Source organism: Pseudomonas sp. A214 (genome assembly GCF_900156295.1).
In the GTDB taxonomy this organism is placed as follows: domain Bacteria; phylum Pseudomonadota; class Gammaproteobacteria; order Pseudomonadales; family Pseudomonadaceae; genus Aquipseudomonas; species Aquipseudomonas rhizophila.
In genome coordinates this window covers 4,226,856-4,249,804 of the sequence record NZ_LT707062.1, presented here as the reverse complement: position 1 = coordinate 4,249,804, position 22,949 = coordinate 4,226,856, and the positions used below count along the sequence as shown (strand labels likewise).

The 22,949-nt window shown below is 59.9% G+C and carries 18 protein-coding genes; 7 read left to right on the top strand and 11 right to left on the bottom strand.

The features are described from left to right. Positions 1-186: 186 nt before the first annotated feature. The gene (locus BW979_RS18940; protein ID WP_076385107.1) at positions 187-1,857 is read left to right on the top strand and encodes a BCCT family transporter; all 1,671 of its coding nucleotides are present in this window, start codon (positions 187-189) and stop codon (positions 1,855-1,857) included. Between the two features lie 4 nt (positions 1,858-1,861). On the opposite strand, the gene BW979_RS18935 is transcribed toward BW979_RS18940, so the two are convergent. From BW979_RS18935 to BW979_RS18925, 3 genes are all read right to left on the bottom strand, one after another. After that, positions 1,862-2,572, bottom strand: coding sequence for a 3'-5' exonuclease (locus BW979_RS18935; RefSeq protein ID WP_076385105.1), 711 nt, complete (start codon positions 2,570-2,572; stop codon positions 1,862-1,864). After that, positions 2,569-4,446, bottom strand: a complete 1,878-nt coding sequence (locus tag BW979_RS18930) for a DUF294 nucleotidyltransferase-like domain-containing protein (RefSeq protein ID WP_076385103.1) — start codon at positions 4,444-4,446, stop codon at positions 2,569-2,571. Before BW979_RS18930 ends, BW979_RS18935 begins: the two co-directional genes overlap by 4 nt. 96 nt (positions 4,447-4,542) lie before the next feature. Further along, positions 4,543-5,334 carry a transporter substrate-binding domain-containing protein gene (locus BW979_RS18925; RefSeq protein ID WP_076385101.1) on the bottom strand — a complete coding sequence of 264 codons (792 nt, stop codon included), beginning with the start codon at positions 5,332-5,334 and terminating at the stop codon, positions 4,543-4,545. Positions 5,335-5,521: 187 nt separating this feature from the next. On the opposite strand from BW979_RS18925, the gene BW979_RS18920 reads away from it, so the two are divergent. Beyond that, positions 5,522-6,682, top strand: a complete 1,161-nt coding sequence (locus BW979_RS18920) for a GGDEF domain-containing protein (RefSeq protein WP_197685212.1) — start codon at positions 5,522-5,524, stop codon at positions 6,680-6,682. A gap of 23 nt (positions 6,683-6,705) precedes the next feature. On the opposite strand, the gene BW979_RS18915 is transcribed toward BW979_RS18920, so the two are convergent. Together BW979_RS18915 and BW979_RS18910 are read right to left on the bottom strand one after the other, a co-directional pair. Continuing rightward, positions 6,706-7,338 carry a response regulator gene (locus BW979_RS18915; protein WP_047229883.1) on the bottom strand — a complete coding sequence of 211 codons (633 nt, stop codon included), beginning with the start codon at positions 7,336-7,338 and terminating at the stop codon, positions 6,706-6,708. 31 nt (positions 7,339-7,369) lie between these two features. Next, entirely contained in the window at positions 7,370-8,731 is a 1,362-nt protein-coding gene (locus tag BW979_RS18910; protein WP_047229882.1) for a cache domain-containing protein, read from the bottom strand. A gap of 348 nt (positions 8,732-9,079) precedes the next feature. On the opposite strand from BW979_RS18910, the gene BW979_RS18905 reads away from it, so the two are divergent. Both BW979_RS18905 and BW979_RS18900 read left to right on the top strand, forming a co-directional pair. After that, on the top strand, positions 9,080-11,140 hold the full coding sequence (locus BW979_RS18905) for a carbon starvation CstA family protein (RefSeq protein ID WP_076385097.1): 2,061 nt from the start codon (positions 9,080-9,082) through the stop codon (positions 11,138-11,140). Between the two features lie 16 nt (positions 11,141-11,156). After that, on the top strand, positions 11,157-11,354 hold the full coding sequence (locus tag BW979_RS18900) for a YbdD/YjiX family protein (protein ID WP_047230563.1): 198 nt from the start codon (positions 11,157-11,159) through the stop codon (positions 11,352-11,354). Positions 11,355-11,662: 308 nt separating this feature from the next. On the opposite strand, the gene BW979_RS18895 is transcribed toward BW979_RS18900, so the two are convergent. Continuing rightward, the gene (locus BW979_RS18895; protein WP_076385095.1) at positions 11,663-13,459 is read right to left on the bottom strand and encodes a methyl-accepting chemotaxis protein; all 1,797 of its coding nucleotides are present in this window, start codon (positions 13,457-13,459) and stop codon (positions 11,663-11,665) included. Positions 13,460-13,706: 247 nt separating this feature from the next. Between BW979_RS18895 and BW979_RS18890 the strand changes: the two genes are divergently transcribed. The 3 genes from BW979_RS18890 (at position 13,707) to BW979_RS18880 (ending at position 18,030) form a co-directional block, all read left to right on the top strand. After that, entirely contained in the window at positions 13,707-13,973 is a 267-nt protein-coding gene (locus BW979_RS18890) for a DUF4212 domain-containing protein (RefSeq protein WP_047230535.1), read from the top strand. A gap of 11 nt (positions 13,974-13,984) precedes the next feature. Further along, on the top strand, positions 13,985-15,754 hold the full coding sequence (locus tag BW979_RS18885; RefSeq protein WP_076385093.1) for a sodium:solute symporter family protein: 1,770 nt from the start codon (positions 13,985-13,987) through the stop codon (positions 15,752-15,754). Positions 15,755-15,921: 167 nt separating this feature from the next. After that, positions 15,922-18,030, top strand: a complete 2,109-nt coding sequence (locus BW979_RS18880; RefSeq protein ID WP_076385091.1) for a TonB-dependent siderophore receptor — start codon at positions 15,922-15,924, stop codon at positions 18,028-18,030. A 68-nt stretch (positions 18,031-18,098) separates the two neighbouring features. On the opposite strand, the gene BW979_RS18875 is transcribed toward BW979_RS18880, so the two are convergent. The 5 genes from BW979_RS18875 to BW979_RS18855 all read right to left on the bottom strand — a co-directional run bounded on the left by BW979_RS18875 (position 18,099) and on the right by BW979_RS18855 (position 22,947). After that, entirely contained in the window at positions 18,099-19,106 is a 1,008-nt protein-coding gene (locus BW979_RS18875) for an acyltransferase family protein (protein ID WP_171061381.1), read from the bottom strand. Positions 19,107-19,369: 263 nt separating this feature from the next. Next, positions 19,370-20,413 carry an LLM class flavin-dependent oxidoreductase gene (locus BW979_RS18870; protein WP_076385089.1) on the bottom strand — a complete coding sequence of 348 codons (1,044 nt, stop codon included), beginning with the start codon at positions 20,411-20,413 and terminating at the stop codon, positions 19,370-19,372. 29 nt (positions 20,414-20,442) lie between these two features. Next, positions 20,443-20,928, bottom strand: coding sequence for a flavin reductase family protein (locus BW979_RS18865; protein ID WP_076385087.1), 486 nt, complete (start codon positions 20,926-20,928; stop codon positions 20,443-20,445). A gap of 40 nt (positions 20,929-20,968) precedes the next feature. Further along, positions 20,969-22,120, bottom strand: a complete 1,152-nt coding sequence (locus tag BW979_RS18860) for an ABC transporter ATP-binding protein (protein WP_076385085.1) — start codon at positions 22,118-22,120, stop codon at positions 20,969-20,971. 17 nt (positions 22,121-22,137) lie between these two features. Beyond that, positions 22,138-22,947, bottom strand: a complete 810-nt coding sequence (locus tag BW979_RS18855) for an ABC transporter permease (RefSeq protein WP_053125546.1) — start codon at positions 22,945-22,947, stop codon at positions 22,138-22,140. Positions 22,948-22,949: the final 2 nt, after the last annotated feature.

The following is a 22,949-nucleotide window of genomic DNA, read 5'->3' as shown; positions in this document are numbered from 1 at the left end:
CGGTCCCCTGAGGGCTCGCGCACGGGCCATTTTCCCAGCCGGGGAACGCTTGAACGGCCGCAATGTCCCAGACTGGCTCATAAGCTTGTTAAGATACATGCGCACACATCTCGTTTTTACCATAGGAACAGCGGGGCTTATCAGACCATGCGCGCCCAAGCGCGCGGATAACAAAAGGAGGTTCTCGTGGGAAAAAACCCTGTAGACGATCTATCAGGACAACCCCAGTCAACCGGCACAGAGGGGATACCAGCCCCCAGCGGCAAAGCCAATCTCATCGACACCGACTACGTGATCGGGCAAGACAATATCCGAGGTCAGTTCTCTTTCTCTCTGGATATCCACGGCAAAGTTTTCATCATCTCCGCGGCGACCATTCTGCTGTTCGTCATCGTGACACTTGCACTGCAGAATGAAGTCGAACCGCTTTTCAGCGCCATGCGCAGTTGGTTGACCAAGCATCTGGCCTGGTTCTTCATGAGCGTGGCCAACATCTTCGTAGTGCTGTGTCTGGCGCTGATCGTCTCGCCCTTGGGCAAGGTTCGATTGGGCGGTCAGGATGCCACGCCGGACCACACCTATGTGGGCTGGTTCTCCATGTTGTTCGCCGCTGGGATGGGCATCGGCCTGATGTTCTACGGCGTGGCAGAACCCATGTCCCATTACGCTGCCGCCATGGGCGGTGTCACACTCGACGCCAGCGGGGCGCGTACCGACTGGGCGCCTCTGGGCGGTGCGGCGGGCGATATGAAAGCCTCCGCCGACCTGGCCATGGCCGCGACCATTTTCCACTGGGGTCTGCACCCTTGGGCCATCTACGCCATTGTCGCGTTGTCCCTGGCCCTGTTCTCCTTCAACAAAGGCTTGCCGCTGTCGATACGCTCGATCTTCTACCCGCTGCTGGGTGAGCGCGTCTGGGGATGGCCCGGCCATATCATCGACATCCTGGCGGTATTCGCCACCCTGTTCGGGCTGGCGACTTCGCTGGGCATCGGTGCCGAGCAGGCCGCTGCGGGGATTGAACACCTGTTTGGCATTCAATCGACCAGCGTGAGCAAAGTCGTGCTGATCATCGGCATCACCCTGATTGCCCTGTGGTCGGTGCTCGCCGGGTTGGAGAAGGGCGTCAAGCTGCTCTCCGAAATCAACATGGGCCTGGCCCTGTTGTTGCTTGTGTTCATTATCGTGGTGGGGCCAACCCTGGCGATCCTTACCGGCTTCTTCAAGAACCTGGTGACCTACGCCGAGTACCTGCCGGCGTTGTCCAACCCCTTCGGTCGCACAGACACTGAATTCACCCAAGGCTGGACGGCGTTCTACTGGGCCTGGTGGATCAGCTGGTCGCCGTTTGTGGGGATGTTCATTGCCCGCGTCAGTCGCGGCCGTACTGTTCGCGAGTTCCTGATCTCGGTGCTGCTGGTACCTTCGCTGGTGTCGGTATTGTGGATGACCACCTTTGGCGGGACAGCCATCGACCAGGCCACCCTCCAGGGGCTGAGTGGGGTCAAGGATGCGGTGTTGGAGCTCAAGCTGTTTGCCATGCTCGAAGGGCTTCCGCTCAAGGAGATCACGTCACTGCTCGGTATCGTGCTGGTGATCGTGTTTTTCATCACCTCTTCGGATTCCGGTTCGCTGGTCATCGACACCATCACCGCTGGCGGCAAGGTCGATGCGCCCGTTCCACAGCGGGTGTTCTGGGCCATCATCGAAGGTGTGATCGCTATTGCGCTGTTGTTGGGTGGCGGTTTGATCGCGTTGCAAGCCATGGCGGTTTCCACCGGCTTACCGTTTGCCATTGTCCTGCTGCTGGGCTGTATTTCCCTGGTCAAGGGATTGATGTCGGAACCGCGCACCTGACCTTTTAATCCCACAGCTGGCCGATAGGGACGGACGGGCTGTAGTGAGTGGCTATTTGCGCTTGCAACAGCTCGGCCGTCGCCAGGGCATCGGTCAAGGCATGATGGGCGTGATAGGGCGGCAGGTGGTAGCGCAAGCGACTGTCCGCTAACCGGATGGACTCGGGTGGACGGCGTAACAGCCGGTCCAGCCAACGCCGCTGACCGCGCACCTGCCGCGCTTCCAGCTGCATCGTGTCAATCACCGGAAATTGCAGGCCCTCCCCAAGGTGATTGCGTAACGCCTGATCCAGGAAGTTGCGTTCGATGGCCCGGTAATGCACCACCATGATCTTCCCTGCCATGGCTTCCAGCACTTTCTCCATGACGTCCGGCAATCGGGGAGCATGACGGATGTCGGAGTGTGTGATGTGGTGAAACGTCACCGACTCATGACTGAGCTGCGAGGGCTTGATCACCCAGTACAGGGCTTCACCGCAGCGTATGCGCCTGAGGGTGAACGGCAGCAGGCCGATGCTGACGATACTGTCGGTGCGCGCGTTCAGACCGGTGGTTTCAAGGTCCATGGCCAGCAGTTCCACCTGCTCCAGTGCAGTCCCGGCATCGATGACACCCTGTTGGTAGAAGCGTTGCAGCAGCGGGTGCCGGGCTTGCTGTTCCAGACGTTTGAAACGTGCCGCCCAATCCAGCGTTTCTTGCCCCTTCGGATTGTTCATCGGGATGGCCGAGCGTGACCGGGGTAGCGGAATCGCAGGAATTTCTGCGCATTGCTCAATACCTGAAACGCTTCCTTGAGGTTGTGCCGCTCGGTGGTGGAAAAGCGCTCCGGTTCGATGTAGTTATCCGGTTTCTGGCCCTGTTCGATGGCGTCGACCTGGTGTCGGATACGCACCATCGACAGGAATTCCAAGGCATAGCGCAGATGCTCAATGGCCTGCGGTTGCACGAGCTGTGTGGTGCTGATGGCTTCGAGACGATCAAAGGAATTCTGCGCCGTGGTCCCGCAGGCCAGGGCGTGGATACGGATCAGATCGGTCAATGGCGCCGTGCCACGGCCCTTGAGGTTGATGATCTGTTTTTGCTTGCCGTCGGTTTCCATTACGAAGGTGCGAAAGAAACCCAAGGGGGGCGTGCGGTTCAAGGCATTCCGGGCCATCGCCGCCAGGAAGGCGGGGGTCACCCTGGATTTTTCAGCGCAGAGCACCTTGAGTTCGTTGACCATTTCCAGTTGCCCATAGACCCCGTCCAGGTCAAAGAAGATGCAACTGTTGAGCAGGGTGGCGGCATTGGGCTTCTCGATCCACTGGCTGAAATACTCGCGCCATACTCGCAACGGCTGCCGCCATTGCGCGTTGGTGGCCATGATGCCGCCCTTGCAGTAGCTGTAGCCGCACTCTGCCAGGCCGTCGCTGACGAAGGTTGCCAGGCTTTTGAAGTATTCGTCGTGCAGGGCCGGGTCGAAACGATCATCCAGCACCAGGGCGTTGTCCTGGTCGGTCACCAGCAGTTGTTCGTCCCGCGCCATCGATCCCAGCACCATGAAGCAGTACGGAACCGGCGGCGGCCCCAGTTCCCGCTCGGCCAATTCGAGCAACCGCTGGGTGAAGGCGCGGCCAATGCCCGAGATGGCGCTGCCGATCATGTGAGCCGTCGCACCGTCGCGCACCATGCGAATGTAGGTGCCGCGCAGATCTCGCAACAATGAGCGCAAGCCCTCGACAGAGGTCTGGTTGGAGATGCTGTTGACCAGGTACAGGCTGCTCTGGGACTCGTGCCGGATGATGTCCGACAGGTTGATCAACCCCAGCGTGCGTCCCTTGTGCACCACCGGTAGGTGGTGGATGTTGCTGCGAAGCATGCACAACATGGCTTCGAACAACGAGTCATCGGCCTGGATGACCACCGGATCGGTCGACATCACTTCACCGATGCAGGTATCGCCGCTGCGGTTGGCGGCCACTACCCGGGTGCGCAGGTCGCGGTCGGTGACGATGCCGAGCATTTTTTCCGGGTGATGCCCGGCAGGTTCCAGGACGACGACGCAGGAAACGCTTTCCTGGGACATCAACCGTGCCGCTTCGTGAACGCTGGTGTGCGGGGTGACCCAGACCAGGTCCCGGGAAATCAGCGCGCGGGATTTCAATTGGATCAGTTCGCTGGCGCGGCCCTGGGCCTCTACGGCGGATTTGAGCCTGGAGTGTCCTTCGGCCTCGACAAAGTCGGCGAAGCTGTCATGTTGCTCGCACAGTTGGGCAAACACATCCGCCGGGATGAAGTAGATCAGGCTGTCTTCAAGGGCCCGCGCCGGAAAACGCACTTTGTTGCTGCGCAGCAGGCTGGCCTGACCAAAGATATCGCCTTCCACCAGACGGTTGTACAACTGGCCGTTACGCCGGTAGATCTCGACTGCGCCACTGCGCACATAATGCAGGTCGTGGACGATGGAGCCTGCCTCGAGAATATCGCTGCCGGCCTTGAAGTAGCTGACTTCGACGCGCTGGGCTATGGCCTCCAGGGTTTGCTGGGGCAGGGCATCGAAAGGGGGAAAACGATGCAGGTGCTCGCTGATTTCCAGTAACTCGATCTGCATGGAACCTCGTGGCTGATCAATTGAGAGACCAACATGCCAGTTCCAGGGGCCGCACACAAACCCTGGGTGAGTGAGTCGTGTGCGGCGCAGGCATTGTCACTGTTGCTGGGGCACCGCCAGCCACTGGCCGATGACCTTCTGGTAGCTGCCATTTGCTTTGCTCAGGTGCAGCCACTGGTCGACGTACATTTTCCAGGTGATGTCGTCCCGTGGCAGCAGGTAGGCCTTCTCGCCATACTGCAAGTAGCGGCTGGGGTTGACGGCGCAAAGACCGGGTTTGAGTTTCTGCTGATAGAGCGCTTCCGAGGCATCGGTGATCATCACGTCGGCCCGCTTGTCCAGCAGCTCCTGGAAGATGGTCACGTTGTCGTGGAACTTGAGTTGCCCTTTGGGCAGGAACGCCCGGACGAAAGCTTCGTTGGTGCCGCCCGCCGGTTCCACCAGGCGCACCGAAGGCTGGTTGAGCTGTTCAATGGTCTGGTAGCGCGCCTGGTCCTCGCAACGCACCAGTGGGATTTTGCCATCCACATCCAGGGTGGTGCTGAAGTTGGCTTTTTTCTGACGCTCCAGGGTCACGGAAATCCCGCCCATGCCGATATCGCATTTACCGGCGACCATGTCCGGCATCAGGGTTTTCCAGCTGGTCTGCACCCATTGAACCTTGACCCCTAGGCTGGCGGCCAGCGAACGGGCCATGTCAATGTCGATCCCCTCGTATTCACCTGTTTCGGCTTTGTAGGTGTAAGGCTTGTAGTCGCCCGTCGTACATACTTTCAGCTCGCCGCGTTGCAGGACCTGATCAAGGTGCGAAGGGGCTGGCTCGGCAAGGGCGCTGCCGCAGAACGCCAGCAGGCCACAGAACGTCATTGTGTTTGTTATGTTTTTCATAGGGACTGCACGTCTCGCAAGGGAGGGGACAAGAAGGGCAGTGTAGTGAAAAGGTTGGCGGGCTGTCATTGGCGCCTCAAACTTCGCAGGTGTGCTGCCTTCGCCTCTGTCATCATGGGCGATGGCAGACTTGGGTCAGGGGAGAAACACGTTTCGGATGGACGCATCAGTCGTCAGAATTACGCTTATGTTGATGGTCCCAGGGATCCTGTCGGTCTTTGGGGTTGCGTTCGTCTGCGCCTGGTTTATCGACAAAAAACGCGACTATCTGCTGCTCCTGGCTGGTGGCTGTGGCCTGTTCGCATGTGGTGCCACGTCGCAGCTTTTCGGCTGGCCTCCTGGGGTCGGGCCCAATGCCATTGTGTCCGGCGCGCTGTATACCTCGGCGGTCCTGGCAGTGGCCGAAGGCGTTTTGCTGCGCTCGCAAAAACGCCTCGGCTGGCGGCTGGACGTGGCCGTGGTATGCGTCATTTCCCTGGCACTGGCCTGGTTCTTTTATATCGACCGCAACCTGCTTGCGCGCATCTACATCCAGAACTTCGGCTATGGTGCGATTTTGCTTGTGGCGGCGGTCAAGCTCAGATCGCTGTTACGCGGGCGACTCGTTGACAAGGCGCTGTTCTGGGTGTTGCTGGTCTTCGCGTTGCATTTCTTTCCGCGGACCCTGCTGACTGTCGGGCTGTCGGTGCCGCTGGACCGGGTCGCTTTCGCCAACTCGGTGTTCTGGCAGGCGCTCCAGTTGTCCCTGGCGGTGCTCGGTATCGGACTTGCCTTTGTGATTCTCGCCGCGGCCATTGCTGACGTGATCGATGACCTGCGTCGCGAACGCGACTTTGACCCGTTGACCGGTGTCTTGAACCGGCGCGGCTTCGAAGAACGGGTGTCGATGCTGCTGATGAAGAGCCCGCGCGGCACGACAGCGCTGGCACTGTGCGATATCGACAACTTCAAGAACATCAACGATAGCCATGGCCATGACGTGGGCGATAACGTCTTGCGCGAAGTTGGCCAACTGCTGCGCACTTCGGCGCGCAAACGGGACATCGTCGGGCGCCTCGGTGGTGAAGAATTCGCTGTGCTCCTGCCGGACACCGATGCCCGGGAAGCTTACGAATGTGCCGAGCGCTTGCGGGCGGCCATCGAGAACGGTACGCCTGTCACGCGCGATACGGTCGGGCCGGTCACCGCGAGTTTCGGTGTCGGCAGTCTAGGCCCCAGGGAAACCTGGCAGGATCTTTACAAGCGCGTAGATACCTTGCTTTACCAGGCGAAGCGAACCGGGCGCAATCGCACGGTGGCCGATGAAGTTCCGGGTCGGATCGAAAGGCCCACCGAGGTTCAGTCATAAGCCGCGAGCGCGAGCCGGGGTTGCTAGCGTGAAATGATCCCGTGATCGATGGCGTATTTCACCAGGGCCGCGGGCTTGTCGATGTTGAGCTTGCGGCGGATGCTCAGGCGATGGGTTTCGACGGTACGCACGCTGATGTCCAGTTCCCGGGCCATTTCCTTGTTGTTCAGCCCCTGGACCATTTTGTACAACACCTGACTCTCGCGCGGCGTCAGCTCGTTGTCGGTGGTTGGGTCGGTGGCCAGCCGTTGGGCGATCTCGGCACTGTAGAAGGTGCCACCGCTGATGATGGCTTCAATGGCCGCGATGATTTCCCGCGAAGGGGCGTTCTTGAGCACGTAGCCACTGGCGCCGCAACGCACGGACTCACTCACATACTCATAATTGTCGTACATGCTCAGGATGAGGATCTTGAGGTTGGGGTATTGCTTGCCCAGCAGGCGGGTCAGTTCAAGTCCGTTCATGTCCTTGAGGCTGATGTCCATCAGCAACAGGTCCGGTTGGCAGCGCCCGACCATCTCGATGGCCTGTGCACCATTCTCGGCTTCGCCCACCACGTCCAGTTGGGGCATGACGGACAACAGGGCCCTGATGCCATCGCGGACCAGGGAATGATCATCGACCAGCGCGACGCGGATCACAGAGGGCAGGTTCATCGGCAGGTGCTCTTGTCAGGTTGGGCGCGCATCAGCTTTGTGTCGCCAGCATGTTCATGGGCAGCAGGATATCCAGCTCGCTTCGTCCCGGCACCGAGGTCATTTCCAGCCGTCCGCCGAAATGCTCGACCCGCTCGCGGATATTGCGCAGGCCGATGCCGGCGTGGCCACGTTCGACCTGCGGTACGTTGAAACCCATCCCGTCGTCCACCACCGTCAGGCGCAAGGACTGGCCGGACCCGAACAGGGTGATGCCGACACTTTTCGCCCCGGCGTGACGCTCGATATTGGTCAAGGCTTCCTGAGCAATGCGAAACAGCGAAACCGGTGCTCCATTTTCCAGGCGGCAATCGAATTCGTTGCTTTTGTACGACACTTCAAGCCCGCTGCGTTGCTGGAATTCGGCCGCGAGCTGGCCGATGGCGGCGGACAGGCCCAGGGTGTCGAGCAGGGAGGAGCGCAAGTCGTGGGAGATGTTGCGGATCTCGCCAATGGCTTCCCCCAGCCGGTCTGTCGCGTTCTTCAGGATGCCCAGGCCGTTTTCCTGCCCCTTTTCGAGGACGTGACTGGCCAGTTCAAACTGGAATTTTATCGACACCAGTAATTGGCTGATGCCGTCGTGCAGCTCGCGTGAAACTCGCGCGCGTTCCTCTTCCTGCAAGCTGACGATGCGCTGGTTCAGTCGTTGCAGCTTTTTGTCGGCCAAGCGATGTTCGCTGACGTTGAGGGTCATGCCGCCGGCAAACACCAGCAGGACCGCCACCAGCGCAATGGCGGCGATGGCCTGCATGGTGGTGTGGATGCCCTGGGCCACCTCAGCGCGGGCTTGCTGGGTGGCGCGCTCGACATCCTCCAGGTAAATCCCGGTCCCGAGCATCCAACCCCAGCGATCCAGCATCACCACATAGGCCAGCTTGTCGGTCACCTGGCCGGAGGAGGGCTTGTTCCAGGCGTAGCGCTGGAAACCTTCGCCGGATTCAGCGCTCTTGAGCAATGCCTGGATCACCGGCAGCCCCTGGGGATCTTTCATGTCCCAGAGGTATTGGCCCACCAGTTCGGACTGCCGGGCATGCATCAGGCTGCGCCCCTGGCGGTCGTAGACGAAGAAATAGCCATTGATGCCGAAACTGAGCTTGCGCAGCTCCTCCAGCACCTGCTGCTGCGCGCGTGCGTCGCCCTGGCCGTTGTTATACAGCGGGGCGATCAGGCTTTGCGCCATTTCGACGTAGTTTTTCAGCTCTGCGCGCTTGCTGGCCAGGATGCTGTCTTCGATCAGTTGCGCCTGTTGATCACCCAACTGGCGATTAAGCGAGATCACCAAGGCGCAGATGACGGCAATCGCCAGGACCAGGGGCAGAATTCCCAAGGCGACGATTTTGTGTTTGAGCAGCATGTGTACTCCTGTCCGGACTCAACGGGGGGAGGCGAATGGTCGGCATCATAACGCTGTGGGAGCAAAGCTTGCTCGCGATCGCGACGGATCAGCCTGGACTGTTGCCAACAGACCCAGCGTTATCGCGAGCAAGCTTTGCTCCCACAGTCGTTAGCCTGCATTGGCTTTGCATAGGCTCACACAGAGGGATCCCACGAGAATCTACGTAGAACTACGTAGATGGCCCGTACGTAGTACTGCGGATTTATTTATTGACGGCTTCCACGGATATTGGGCCGGCTCCGAATAGTCGGGGCACACTATAAAAACAATCGCCGCAATCCACTGGATATCGGCAGGAGACACGCAATGACAACCCGTCTGGTTAAACACCTTGCCTGGTTTGCCGTGGCTGTTCTGGGAGCTTGTGCGTTGAGTGTCGTGGCCTTGCGCCGCGGCGAACCGATCAACGCCCTCTGGATCGTCGTCGCAGCCGTGGCCATCTACCTGGTCGCCTACCGCTACTACAGCCTGTTCATCGCCAATAACGTGATGCAACTCGATGCGCGCCGGGCCACCCCCGCCGTGCTCAACAACGATGGCCTGGACTATGTCCCGACCAACAAACACATCCTGTTCGGCCACCACTTCGCGGCCATTGCCGGTGCGGGGCCGCTGGTCGGGCCGGTACTGGCGGCGCAGATGGGCTACCTGCCCGGTACGCTCTGGCTGATCGCCGGGGTGGTGCTGGCCGGTGCCGTGCAGGACTTCATGGTCCTGTTCCTGTCCACTCGTCGCAACGGTCGCTCCCTGGGCGACATGGTCCGCGAAGAGATGGGCCGCGTTCCCGGCACCATCGCGCTGTTCGGCTGCTTCCTGATCATGATCATCATCCTCGCGGTGCTGGCGCTGATCGTGGTCAAGGCCCTGGCCGAGAGCCCGTGGGGGATCTTCACGGTGATGGCGACCATCCCGATCGCGATGTTCATGGGCATCTACATGCGCTACATCCGCCCGGGCCGCATTGGTGAAATCTCCCTCATCGGCGTGCTGTTGCTGCTGGGTTCGATCTGGCTCGGCGGGCAAGTGGCCGCAGACCCGGTCTGGGCCGAGGCCTTCACCTTCACCGGCGTGCAAATCACCTGGATGCTGATCGGCTACGGTTTTGTTGCCGCGGTGTTGCCGATCTGGCTGATCCTGGCGCCGCGCGACTACCTGTCCACCTTCTTGAAGATCGGAACCATCGTCGCCCTGGCGATCGGCATCCTGGTCACTATGCCCGAGCTGAAAATGCCGGCACTGACCCAGTTCACCGACGGCACGGGCCCGGTGTGGAAGGGCGGATTGTTCCCGTTCCTGTTCATCACCATCGCCTGTGGCGCGGTTTCGGGTTTCCACGCGCTGATCTCTTCGGGCACCACGCCGAAGATGCTCGATAACGAAGTCAACGCCCGCTACATCGGTTACGGCGGCATGCTGATGGAGTCGTTCGTGGCCATCATGGCAATGGTCGCCGCTTCGGTGATCGAGCCGGGTGTGTACTTCGCCATGAACAGCCCGGCGGCGATCGTCGGCGGTGATGTGGTGAGCGTGGCGCAGACTGTCAGCAGCTGGGGCTTTGCAATCACCCCCGAAGCGCTGCAGGCGGTGGCCAATGACATCGGCGAGACCACCATCCTGGCCCGTGCCGGCGGTGCGCCGACGCTGGCGGTGGGGATCGCGCAGATCCTGCACTCGGTGTTGCCGGGTGAGAACACCATGGCGTTCTGGTACCACTTCGCAATCCTGTTCGAGGCGCTGTTCATCCTCACGGCGGTAGACGCCGGCACCCGTGCCGGGCGCTTCATGCTGCAGGACCTGCTGGGCTCGTTCGTACCAGCCCTCAAGCGGACTGAATCCTGGGTCGCCAACCTGATCGCCACCGCCGGCTGTGTGGCGCTGTGGGGCTACCTGTTGTACCAGGGCGTGATCGATCCGCTGGGCGGCATCAACACTTTGTGGCCGCTGTTCGGCATCTCCAACCAGATGCTGGCCGGTATCGCCCTGATGCTCGGCACCGTGGTACTGATCAAGATGAAGCGCCAGCGCTACGTCTGGGTGACCATGCTGCCGGCGGTCTGGCTGCTGATCTGCACCACCACGGCGGGCCTGATCAAGCTGTTCGACGCCAACCCGGCGATCGGCTTCCTGGCCCTGGCGCGCAAATACAACGATGCCCTGGCCGCCGGCCAGATCCTGGCCCCGGCCAAGAGCATCGAGCAGATGCAGCACGTGGTGTACAACGCTTACACCAACGCAACGCTGACGGTGTTGTTCCTGCTGGTGGTCTTCAGCATCCTGTTCTACGCGCTCAAGGTCGGCATCGCTGCCTGGGGTCACAAGGAACGCACGGATAAAGAAGCGCCCTTCCAGGCCGTGCCGGACGCCTGAATCGAGGATTGCAACGATGTTCAATGACTTGAGTCGCCTCGGTAAATACCTCGGTCAGGCCGCCCGCCTGATGGTCGGCATGCCCGACTACGACAACTACGTCGAGCACATGCAAAGCAAACACCCGGACAAACCGCTGATGGACTACGAGGCGTTCTTCCGCGAACGCCAGGAAGCCCGATACGGTGGCAAGGCGGGGCCCAAGTGCTGTTGATCAACTGATTTCAGGTTGATGAGGTAACCCTGTGGGAGCGAGCTTGCTCGCGATGGCGTCAGGTCAGCAGCATTGATGTTTGCTGATCCACCGCTTTCGCGAGCAAGCCCGCTCCCACAGTTGTTTTGGGGCAGCCTCGGGATTTGCATACACCACCGATCCCCTTGTGGGAGCGAGCCTGCTCGCGATGGCATCAGGTCAGCAGCATGTATGTTTGCTGACCCACCGCTTTCGCGAGCAGGCTTGCTCCCACCGTTGTTTTGGGGTGGTCTCGGGATGTGCATCAGCACCGAACCAGGTGCAGTGCATCACTCTGCCAACAGCACCGCTGCATCGAACCCGACCCGCAAATTGCCCCAATGGCGGCCGCCGAAGAAGAACGGTACGTCGATCTCGGTCATGATTTCCCCGGTATCGCGCAGGTAGGTCTGGAGCAGGAAGCGTTGGGTGTTGCCCGCCGCGCGCAGGCCGATCGGGTCGTTGAAGATGCGCTTGTTGCGGCACACCGGCAGGTCGACGGTGCGGTCACCGGTCGGTTGTTTCGAAACCCAGCTGTTGTTCACTGGGCAATAACCCTTGGTGTCGACGATGAATGAGACTTTGCCGCCCGGGGTGCTGCGGGTGAGTTTGTCGCATTCTTCCTGGCAGACTTGGGCAAAACGCTCGGTGTAGCTGGTCATGTATTGCTTGGGATCGGTGCCGGGGATCAGTTGGTAGTTCTGATCGAACAGGTTAAGGCCATCCTGCTGCAGCGCCTCCAATTGGACCTGGAGGCCGTCGCGGCACTGGCTGGCCCGGGTGATGGCGGCATCCAGCTTGCCATGGCCGAGCACGAACCGGCCCAACAATGCCTGGACCTTTTCAGCGACACCGGACAAGTCACGGGTCGCCGTTGCCGAATGCTGCATGCGCTGGTCAATCGACTGGCTGTCGGCATGGATCTGCGTAACCCGTTCGTTGATACCCGTGTTGGATTCGGCGAAAAGCTGGATATGGGACGCAATATCGGCCAACTTGCCATTGGTGGATTCGAAGTCGCCGATCATGCTTTCGAAATGGCCCGAGGCACGCTCCACGACTTTCTGGGTTTCCCGGGCGCTGTGGCTGATCTGGTTGGTCTGTTCATGTGTGGAACTGACTTCTTCGAGCATGGCGTCGATGTTTCGTGAGATGTCGTCGGTAGCCCGGCTGACATTCTGCGCCAAGGTGCGCACCTCATCGGCCACCACGGCAAACCCCCGACCGCTTTCACCGGCCCGGGCGGCTTCGATGGCCGCGTTGAGGGCCAGCAAGTTGGTTTGGGCAGAGATCTGCTGGATCAGCCCAACGATGGACTTGATGCTCGAAGAACGTTGGTTCAGGGCGCCTACCAGCGTGGCGAATTCATTGAGGCTGCTGGAGATTTCACTGATGTTGCCCGTCACTTCCAGCAGTTCTGCATAGGAGTCGCGAGCCATGCTCAGGTTCTGCGCAGTGGTGCTGGAAATGCCCTGAGTCTGGCGCGAGACTTCTTCGATGCGACCTACGGCGGTGTTGCTCTGGTCCATCACTTCCTTGGCGAAGCGGGCCTGGTGAGTAGCGCTGTCGCTGGAGTCGCTGATGTTTTTCAACGAGCGGGCCGATTCGACCGCAATGTGCACGGTCAGCGCCTGGACATTACTGATGATCTCCCGCTGCTTGGCCAGGAAGCGGTTGCAAGTGTCGGCCAGCACGCGGATTTCGTCGTGGGTCACCAGGGGCAGGTCTTTGGACAGGTCGCCTTCGCCGCTGGCGATCTCCTCGAGGGCCTTGGTCATGGCCGTGACGGGGCGCACGATGAGGTGGCGAAAGTACCAGACCATGAAGCTGATCATGCACAGCGTCAGCAGCGCGCCGAAGAGCAGGGCATGGGTGAGGCTGTCGAGCCGGCCTTCGACTTGCCCCAGCAGCGCGGGGTCCAGTTGCGCAGTGTGCAACTGCAGCACAATGTCGGCGCGGGCACTGACTGCCACCCAGTAAAGCAAGCCACTGACCACGACCAGCAGGAAAAGGCTCGACAGCTTTTTGGTGAGCGTATCGAAAAACTGCATCTCGATAGACTCGTACAAGGCCTTTAGCGTCTGCATCCGTTGCTCCCGGGTAAAAAATCACTTTGATTGCATACATTCGACCGCGCACGGCAAAGCTTTAGGGAAATGGGCGATTTGATATCACTGCGGCGGTTTCCGCGATCTTTAACCCGTCCCAGTAAGTGAGGGAACGCGGATGTCAATATCCAGAGTGGCGAAGGTAGACGAAAGTCGTACTAGCGCTCTGCCCAGCGACTGCTACGGTTTGAGTGGAAAACAATAAAAACAACGGGAGTTGATTTCCATGTCCACTCAAAAGCAACAGGCTGCGCGTGCCTACTGGACGGAGAACCTACGCTGGATGCTGGTATTGCTGGCAATCTGGTTCTTGGTGTCGTTCGGCTTTGGCATTTTGCTGGTTGACCAGCTCAACACCATCAGCTTCTTCGGTACGCCCCTGGGATTCTGGTTCGCCCAGCAGGGGTCCATCTATGTCTTTGTGCTCGAGATCTTCTTCTATGTCTGGAAGATGAATCAGCTCGATCGCAAATATGACGTCCACGAAGACTGAGGCCGACGAGCATGGATACCCAAACCCTGATCTACCTGTTCGTCGGCGCGTCCTTTGCGCTCTATATCGCCATTGCCATCTGGACGCGCGCCGGCTCCACCAGCGAGTACTACGTTGCCAGCAAAGGCGTGCACCCGGTACTCAACGGCATGGCCACCGGGGCCGACTGGATGTCGGCCGCCTCGTTCATCTCCATGGCCGGGATCATCGCCTTCGCCGGCTATGACGGCTCGGTCTACCTGATGGGCTGGACCGGCGGCTATGTGCTGCTGGCGATGTGTCTGGCGCCGTATCTGCGCAAGTTCGGCAAGTTCACCGTCCCAGAGTTCGTCGGCGCGCGTTACTACTCGCAGACGGCGCGGGTGGTGGCGGTGATCTGCGTGATCTTCATTTCCTTCACGTATGTGGCAGGGCAGATGCGCGGTGTGGGCATCGTGTTCTCCCGTTACCTGGAAGTGGATATCAATACCGGCGTGATGATCGGTATGGCCATCGTGTTCTTCTATTCCGTGCTGGGCGGCATGAAGGGCATCACCTACACCCAGGTGGCGCAGTACTGCGTGATGATTTTTGCCTACATGGTGCCTGCGATCTACATCTCGATCATGATCACCGGTAATCCGATCCCGCAACTGGGCTTCATCAGCGAGGTCACCGGCTCCGGCCAGAGTGTGATCGAGCGGCTCAACGGGCTGGGTGCGGAACTCGGTTTCACGGCCTATACCGACGGCACCAAATCGACCACCGACGTGTTTTTCATCACCATGGCGCTGATGGTCGGTACTGCGGGCCTGCCTCATGTGATCGTGCGTTTCTTCACCACCCCGACAGTGCGTGATGCGCGCAAGTCAGCAGGTTACGCACTGCTGTTCATCGCCATCCTCTACACCACCGCACCGGCCGTGGCGGCTTTCGCGCGCACCAATCTGCTGACCTCGATCCCCAACGTCAGCTACGCCACAGCGCCAGCCTGGTTCAAGACCTGGGAAAATTCGGGGCTGATCGCCTGGGCGGACAAAAACAATGACGGCATCATCCAGTATGGCCCGGGGGCAGCCCTGGTCGGCGCGCCGAGTTTCACGGGTGAGCGCGGGGCGAACGAGCAGCGGCTGCTGAGCAACCAGGTTTCACCAGTGGCCAACGAACTGTATGTCGACAACGACATCATGGTTCTGGCCAACCCGGAGATTGCCGGGTTGCCAGGCTGGGTCATCGCCCTGATTGCCGCCGGTGGCCTGGCGGCGGCGCTGTCGACGGCAGCGGGGTTGCTGCTGGTGATTTCCACATCGGTCTCCCATGACCTGCTCAAAAGCAACATCATGCCCAGGATCACTGAAAAGCAAGAGTTGCTGGCCGCCCGGATCGCCGCTGGCGTGGCGGTGCTGATCGCCGGGTTGTTCGGCATCTACCCGCCGGCATTCGTGGCCCAGGTGGTGGCGTTCGCCTTTGGACTGGCGGCGTCCTCGTTCTTCCCGGTGATTGTCATGGGGATCTTCTCCAAACGCATGAACCGCGAAGGCGCGATCGCCGGGATGATTGTGGGGCTGACGTTTACATTCACCTACATCGTCTACTTCAAATTCATCAATCCGGCGATGAACACTGCCGAGCACTGGTGGCTGGGCGTATCGCCGGAAGGCATCGGCACCCTGGGGATGCTCTTCAACTTCGTAGCCGCGGTGGTGGTGTCACGCTTTACCGCGCCGCCGCCGGAGCACATTCAGCACCTGGTGGAAGATATCCGGGTTCCAAGGGGGGCGGGTGCGGCCATCGATCATTGATGTGCGGTAAGCCCTGATAACAGGGGTGGGAAACGAACAAAGGCGCCGGAGTGATCCGGCGTCTTTTTTTTTGCGCGGGTCAAGCGGGAAAGCGTTAGAAATATTTACTGGGAATCATTCTCAAAGTATATTCTCTCTCATTAACATCCCTCTGTGAGTGCTGCGTCTTGAATCGTTCCACCCCTCTCGCTACCCGCAACGCCTTTTTCAAACGCGTGTTGCCAACGCTGTCCTGCTGTTTCATCGCAAGCCCTTTGTGGGCGCAGGACATTCTCGAACTGCCAACCACGGACATCCAGGGCAGTCGCATCACTCAGGACGAAGGGTACACGGCGTCGCAAGCCAGCACCGCGAGCAAAAGCGATGTACCGCTCAAGGAAGAGGCGCAGTCGATCAACGTGGTGACCCGGCAGACCCTGGCGGACTATCAGGTGCGCTCGCTGGGCGATGCGATGAAATTTGTCAGCGGCGTCAGCCAGGGCAATACCCTGGGCGGTTCGCGGGATTCGTTGGTCAAGCGCGGGTTCGGCACCAACGATGACGGCTCGATCCTGCGCGATGGTGTGCGTTCGAACCTGGGACGCAACTTCAGCGCCACCACCGAGCGGGTCGAAGTGCTCAAGGGCCCGGCCTCGATGTTATACGGCGCTCTGGAGCCCGGCGGCCTGGTCAACATCATCAGCAAGAAACCCGAATACACCCAGAGCACGACGCTGAGCGGCTCGGCCTACAGCGAAGGTGGCGGCACCATGGCCCTGGATACCACCGGGCCGTTGGGCGATACCGGCCTGGCGTATCGGTTGATTGCCGAGCGTGGGCATGAGGATTATTGGCGCAACTATGGCGTCAACGAGAGCACGCTGGTGGCGCCGTCCCTGGCCTGGACGGGTGAGCGGGCCTCGTTGAACCTCAGTTATGAGTACAACGAATATTCCAATCCTTTCGATCGTGGCACGGTGTTCACCGACGGGCATCCGGCCGACATTGATTACAACAAGCGCCTTGATGAGCCTTGGGCCAAAAGCGTGGGGATTCGCGAAACGGCGACAGCGCGGTTTGAGTATGAGCTGAGTGAAGCGTGGAAGACCCGCGTGACCTATGGCTGGAACAATGATCGGTATAGTCTTTCGATTGCGCAGCCGCGGCTGTCGAACGGAGTTTTCCAGCGTGCCGCCAACGGCGCGCACTATGACGATGAAACCCGCTACGCCAGTTGGGATTTCATGGGCAAGCAGGAACTGTTCGGCCAGCGTCATGACCTGTTGATCGGTGTCGACAATCAGGTGTCCGATCAATTCCGTGGCAAAACCTATCGCGGAGCTTATCAATCAGGCTTTGACCCTGCGGCACCGGTGTACGGTGGTCTGGGGGAGCCAAGCACGGTAAATGCGCCGCAAAGCAACTTGAGCAACAAGCTGACTTCCAGTTCGGTGTATCTCAAGGACAACTGGCATCTGGATGACCGCTGGATCCTGGTCTTTGGGGGCCGTTACCAGCATTACGATCAATACGCCGACCAAGGCATGCTCACGCGCGTCCACGTTCGTGACGATAACGGCGATGCCTTTGTCCCATTCCTGGGCCTCGTCTATAAAGCCACCGAGGAACTGTCGCTTTATGGCAACTACAGCCGGTCGTTCAAGCCTAACGATACCGTCGATAAAAACCTTGCCACCTTCAAACCGGAAGAGGGCCGCAGCTATGAAATCGGCGCCAAGTACGATCCATTGCCAGGCTTGAACATCAACCTCGCCCTGTTCGACATCGTTAAAAAGAACGTGGTGACCACTGTTGACGACGTCTCCGAAGCCGCCGGCAAAGTTGGCTCCCAAGGCCTGGAGTTGGACATCACCGGTCGCCTGGCCGACCGTTGGGACTTGATAGGCACTTACGCCTACACCCATACCGAGATATTGGATGACCCGAAAAACGAAGGTCATCGCCTGCCCGACGCACCCAAGCACACCGCCAGCCTGTACCTGACCCACCATCTGAACGTGCCCGCTGAATTCGGCGCGTGGCACGCCGGCGCCGGTGCGCGTTATGTTGGAGAGCGCGCCGCGAATGCCGCCAACGGTTTCTGGCTCAGCAGCTACACCGTGGCCGACGCCTTCCTGCGCTGGGAGTCACCGGTATTGGGGCACAAGACCTCGTTGCAGGTGAACGTGGACAACCTGTTCGATAAACACTACTACCCGTCTTCCACCGGCAGCGAAGTGCAGGTCAATGTCGGCGAACCGCGTACCGCCCGCCTGAGTGCCAGCGTGACGTTCTGAGTGCGCTGTTCTGAAAACAAAAAATGCCCGGAAACTAATCCGGGCATTTTTTTATTCGGGGTCAGCGGCTACGCCGGTGTGCGGCCCACGGGTATCTGTGCGATCTCACGTTTAGCGCCCGCCCTCAACGCGTGGCGCAGCTTCAGCGCCGGTCGCTCAACGCAGTAATACGACAAGCCACTCAATGCCAGCGACAACACCAGCACCAGTGTAATCATCAGGGCGCTGTACTCAACCGGCCAGAACGCCCGCAACACGTACATCACCACAAAATGGTTGAGGAACACGCCATAGCTGATATTCCCCAGAAACTCATCCATCCAGTGATGCTTGAGCCTGCTGAGCACATGCACCGCCGGCACACCCAAGACTATGCCCAAGGTTACTTCTGCGTTGAAGGGGCGGCGGGGAATGAACCCGACAACAATGGCCAGGAACATTATCGCTGCCACGACCGTGGTGATGGAGGCGACCCATAGTCCTTTGGGCTGGGCGTGGTACAGGTAGCTGCCGCACAGGAAGATGAACAACACGCCCGGCAGTAGACGGTAGCCGTAGATGTCGGTGTTGACGTAGCCCAGCGAGGCGACCAGGAAAACCGTTACGGACACCGCGAACGCAATGCCTCGGGCCTTATAAAGGATCAGAAACGGGATCAGCAGGTAAAAGCACATCTCCAGCCCCAGAGACCAGCCAGGTGGCAGGATCTCCGGCACAGTGATGCCGAACATATAGAAACCCAGCGGCACGATGGGCAGGCTGGTGGCGATGTTTTCGATTGTCAGCGCCGCCGCCTGTGGCGTGCCCGGCAGCAGGAAATGGATCACCGCGCAGGAGAGGACGAAATACAGAAGGAACTGCGGGTAAAGTCTCAACAATCGGTCAAGGTAGAACAGGCCGATTTTCCCTGGGACGTTGTAGCTCCTGTCGATCAAGGGCGTCATCACAAAACCGCTGATAATCAGAAACGACACCACGGCAACAACGCCGGGGTTGAAGCCTACGAACATCACGCCCATGTGGGAAATCGCCACGAGCATGGCCAGCAGCAACCGATAACTCCCCACGCCCATCATCCTTAATCAGAGTTGATCCGTTGAACGGTTAAGTTATTGGGGTTTATCGGCGCTGAACAGAGGTTTGCGGGGCGGCGACGGGGAAGTGGGGGAATTTGGCAGATATGACATCGTTGTCTCAGTCAGGCCGCCATCGCGAGCAGGCTCGCTCCCACATTGGCCGCGGGTGTTCACTCATTATGTGAACGCCATAGACCCCCTGTGGGAGCGAGCCTGCTCGCGATGACGGTGGAACTGACCCCGGGGGATTCCAGGGTTGGATATCAATTGAAGGCTGGCACCACCTGCTGGATAAACAGCTCCAGGGACTTCTTCTTCTCGGCATGGGACAGGCTGTTGTCGCACCAGAAGCTGAACTCATCCACGCCCAGTTCCTGGTAATACTTGATCCGTTCGATGATCTGCTGCGGGGTGCCGATCATGGTGTTCTTGCGAATGTTCTCCAGCTGGAACTCCGGACGCTCGGCGAATTTTTCTTCCGGGCTTGGTGCCAGAAAGCCGTTGACCGGAACTTGCTTGTTGCCGAACCAGGCGTCGAAGGTGCGGTAGAACTTGGAGATCGCCTGAGCGCCGATTTTCCAGCCTTCGGGATCGTCGGCGGCATGCACGTGGGTGTGACGCAGCACCATCAGTTGTGGACGCGGCACGTCAGGGTTGTTGTCCAGGGCAGCCTGGAACTTGTTCTTCAGGTCCAGGACTTCTTCATCGCCCTTCATCAGCGGCGTAACCATGACGTTGCAACCATTGGCGACGGCAAAGTTGTGGGAGTCCGGGTCGCGGGCGGCGATCCACATCGGTGGGTGGGGTTTGCGAATCGGCTTGGGCACGCTGGTGGAGGTGGGGAATTTCCAGGTTTCGCCGTCATGGGCGTAGTCGCCTTGCCACAGGGCACGCACCACCGGGACCATTTCCCGCAGAGCCTGGCCGCCGGAGGAGGCGGGCATGCCGCCAGCCATGCGGTCGAACTCCACTTGATAGGCGCCCCGGGCCAGACCGACTTCCATGCGGCCATTGCTGATCACATCCAGCAACGCACATTCGCCGGCCACCCGCAGCGGGTGCCAGAATGGCGCGATGATGGTGCCTGCGCCCAGGTGAATCGTGGTGGTCTTGCCGGCCAGGTATGCCAGCAATGGCATCGGGCTTGGCGAGATGGTGTACTCCATGGCGTGGTGCTCGCCGATCCACACGGTGCTGAAACCGCCGGCCTCGGCCATCAGGGTCAGCTCGCTCAGGTTTTCGAACAACTGGCGATGGCTGACGCTTTCGTCCCAGCGCTCCATGTGTACGAACAGGGAAAATTTCATGGCGCTTTCTCTTATGGTTGGCGATCGGTTCAGGCGAGGACGGGCAGGGCGCCCATCTTGCCGTGGCAGTAAACCAGCGGCCCCGGTGTGTGTTGCGGCACGATCAGGTTCTTCACGGCCCCGACCATAATGGCGTGGTCGCCGCCTTCGTATTCGCGCCACAGTTCACATTCAATGATGGCGGTGGCGTTGCTCAGCAGCGGGTTACCCAACTCGCTCAGGGTCCATTCGATGCCTTCGGCTTTGTCCTTGCCTTTGCGGGCGAATGCGTAGGCTTCGTTCTGTTGTCCGCCGGAGAGCAGGTGAATGGCGAAGCGCTTGTTCTTGATCAGCACCGGATAGGAATCGGAGCTGTAGTTGGGGCAAAACAGCACCAGGGCCGGCTCCATCGACAATGAGCTGAAGGCGCTGGCGGTGAGGCCCACGATGTGCCCGTCGTCATCGAGTGTGGTGATCACCGTCACACCGGACGGAAACGAGCCCATGACTTGTTTGTAAACGCTGGCATCGATCATTTAGCAGTCCTCGTACGCAATTCGGTTATGACGCGGTTCCTCAATGAGCCCCGGCGGCCTTGTTGAGGTCGCTTTCGGCCCATTGGGTGTAGACGCACGCATCGGTCGTGGCCCAGCGCACGCGCACCGGGTCGCCGGTCTTGAGGGGCATGCCGGCGGCGGAAAGCGCTTTGACCGTCATGGCAGTGCCGCCCGAAGTCACCACGCTGCAGGTCTGGCTCTCACCGAGAAACAGCACCTCGACGACCTTGGCCGAGACCTCATTCCAGCCGGCCGCCAAGGGCTCCTGGGCGGCTTGTTCGACGCTCAGGGCCAAGGCTTTTTCCGGGCGCACCATCAGCAATACAGCCTGATCGCTTTGCAGACCGGTGGTCAGTCGAATGGACAAGGACTGGTCTTCAAACGTCGCCACCGCGTTGCCCTGGGCCTTGAGCTTGAGAAAGTTGGAATTGCCTAGAAACGAGGCAACAAAGGCATTCGGCGGGTTCTGATAGAGGTCGTAGCCGCTGCCCAGGCCGACGATCTTGCCGTGGCTGAAGATGGCAATGCGTTGGGACAGGCGCATGGCTTCTTCCTGGTCGTGCGTGACGTAGACGATGGTGATGCCCAGGCGTCGATGCAACTGACGCAGTTCATCCTGCAGGTCTTCGCGAAGCTTTTTGTCCAGGGCGCCGAGAGGCTCGTCCATCAGCAAAATGCGTGGTTCGTAGACCAGCGCCCGGGCAATCGCCACGCGCTGCTGCTGGCCGCCGGACAGTTGCGAAGGGCGGCGGTGGGCAAATTGATCAAGCTGCACCAGCTTGAGCATGGCGTCGACGCGACGATCACGTTCAGCAGCGGCCAGTTTGCGGATCGCCAGCGGGAAGGCAATGTTGTCACGCACCGACAAATGCGGGAACAGCGAATACCGTTGGAACACCATGCCGATGTCGCGTTTGTGGGGTGGAACGTTTACCAGGGATTTGCCGTCCACCAGGATCTCGCCACTGCTGGGGGTCTCGAACCCGGCCAGCATCGACAGCGTGGTACTTTTGCCCGAGCCGCTGGAGCCCAGAAAAGTCAGGAATTCACCGTCCTGGATGTCCAGGGAAATGTCGTCCACGGCAGCAAAGTCGCCGTAGTGCTTGTTCAGGTTGCGCAGGCTGACCAGAGTCTTGTTGTTCTGTTGTGCGGGGTCTTTGACGGCACTCATCGTGTTCTCCTAGGCGCTCAGGCGCTGATTTCATTGCGCCGGCGCAGGGCGGCGGCGATCACCATCACCAAAACCGAGAGGCCGATCAGCAGCGTCGAAGCGACGGCGATCACAGGCGTCAGGTCCTGGCGCAGGGTGGTCCACATCTTTACTGGCAGGGTTTGTAAGGTCGGGCTGGCCATCATGACGCTCAGCACCACCTCGTCCCACGACACCAGGAACGCGAACAGGGCACCGGCGACCATGCCTGGGCGGATCGCCGGGAAGGTCACCTTGAACACCGCTTGCAGGCGTGAGGCGCCGCAGATCACCGCAGCGTCCTCAATGGACTGGTCGAACAGCTTCAACGAATTGATGATCGAAATGATGGTGAACGGCAGCGCGACGATGACGTGGCTGACCACGAACGCGAACATCGTGCCGGTGTAGCCGAGTTTGAGAAACAGCGCGTACACCGCCACTGCGATGATCACCAGTGGCACGATCATCGGCAGGGTGAACAGGCCGTAGAGCATTTCCCGGCCGGGGAAGCGTCCACGTACAAGGGCAAATGCGGTCGGCAGGCCCAGGGCCACAGCGCAGACGGTGGTCAGTACCGCGACCTTGAGGCTGGTCAATGCCGCGCTCATCCAGTCGGGATTGGAGAAAAACTGGCCGTACCATTTCAATGTCCAGCCCGGTGGCGGGAAGACCAGCCACTGGGACGAACCGAACGACAGCAGCACGATGAACACGATCGGCAACAGCAGGAACAGCGCAATCAGGCCAGTGGTGAAGTACAGACCGAACCGCATGCGCCGGCTCATGGCATTGGGGGTCAGGAGCATGA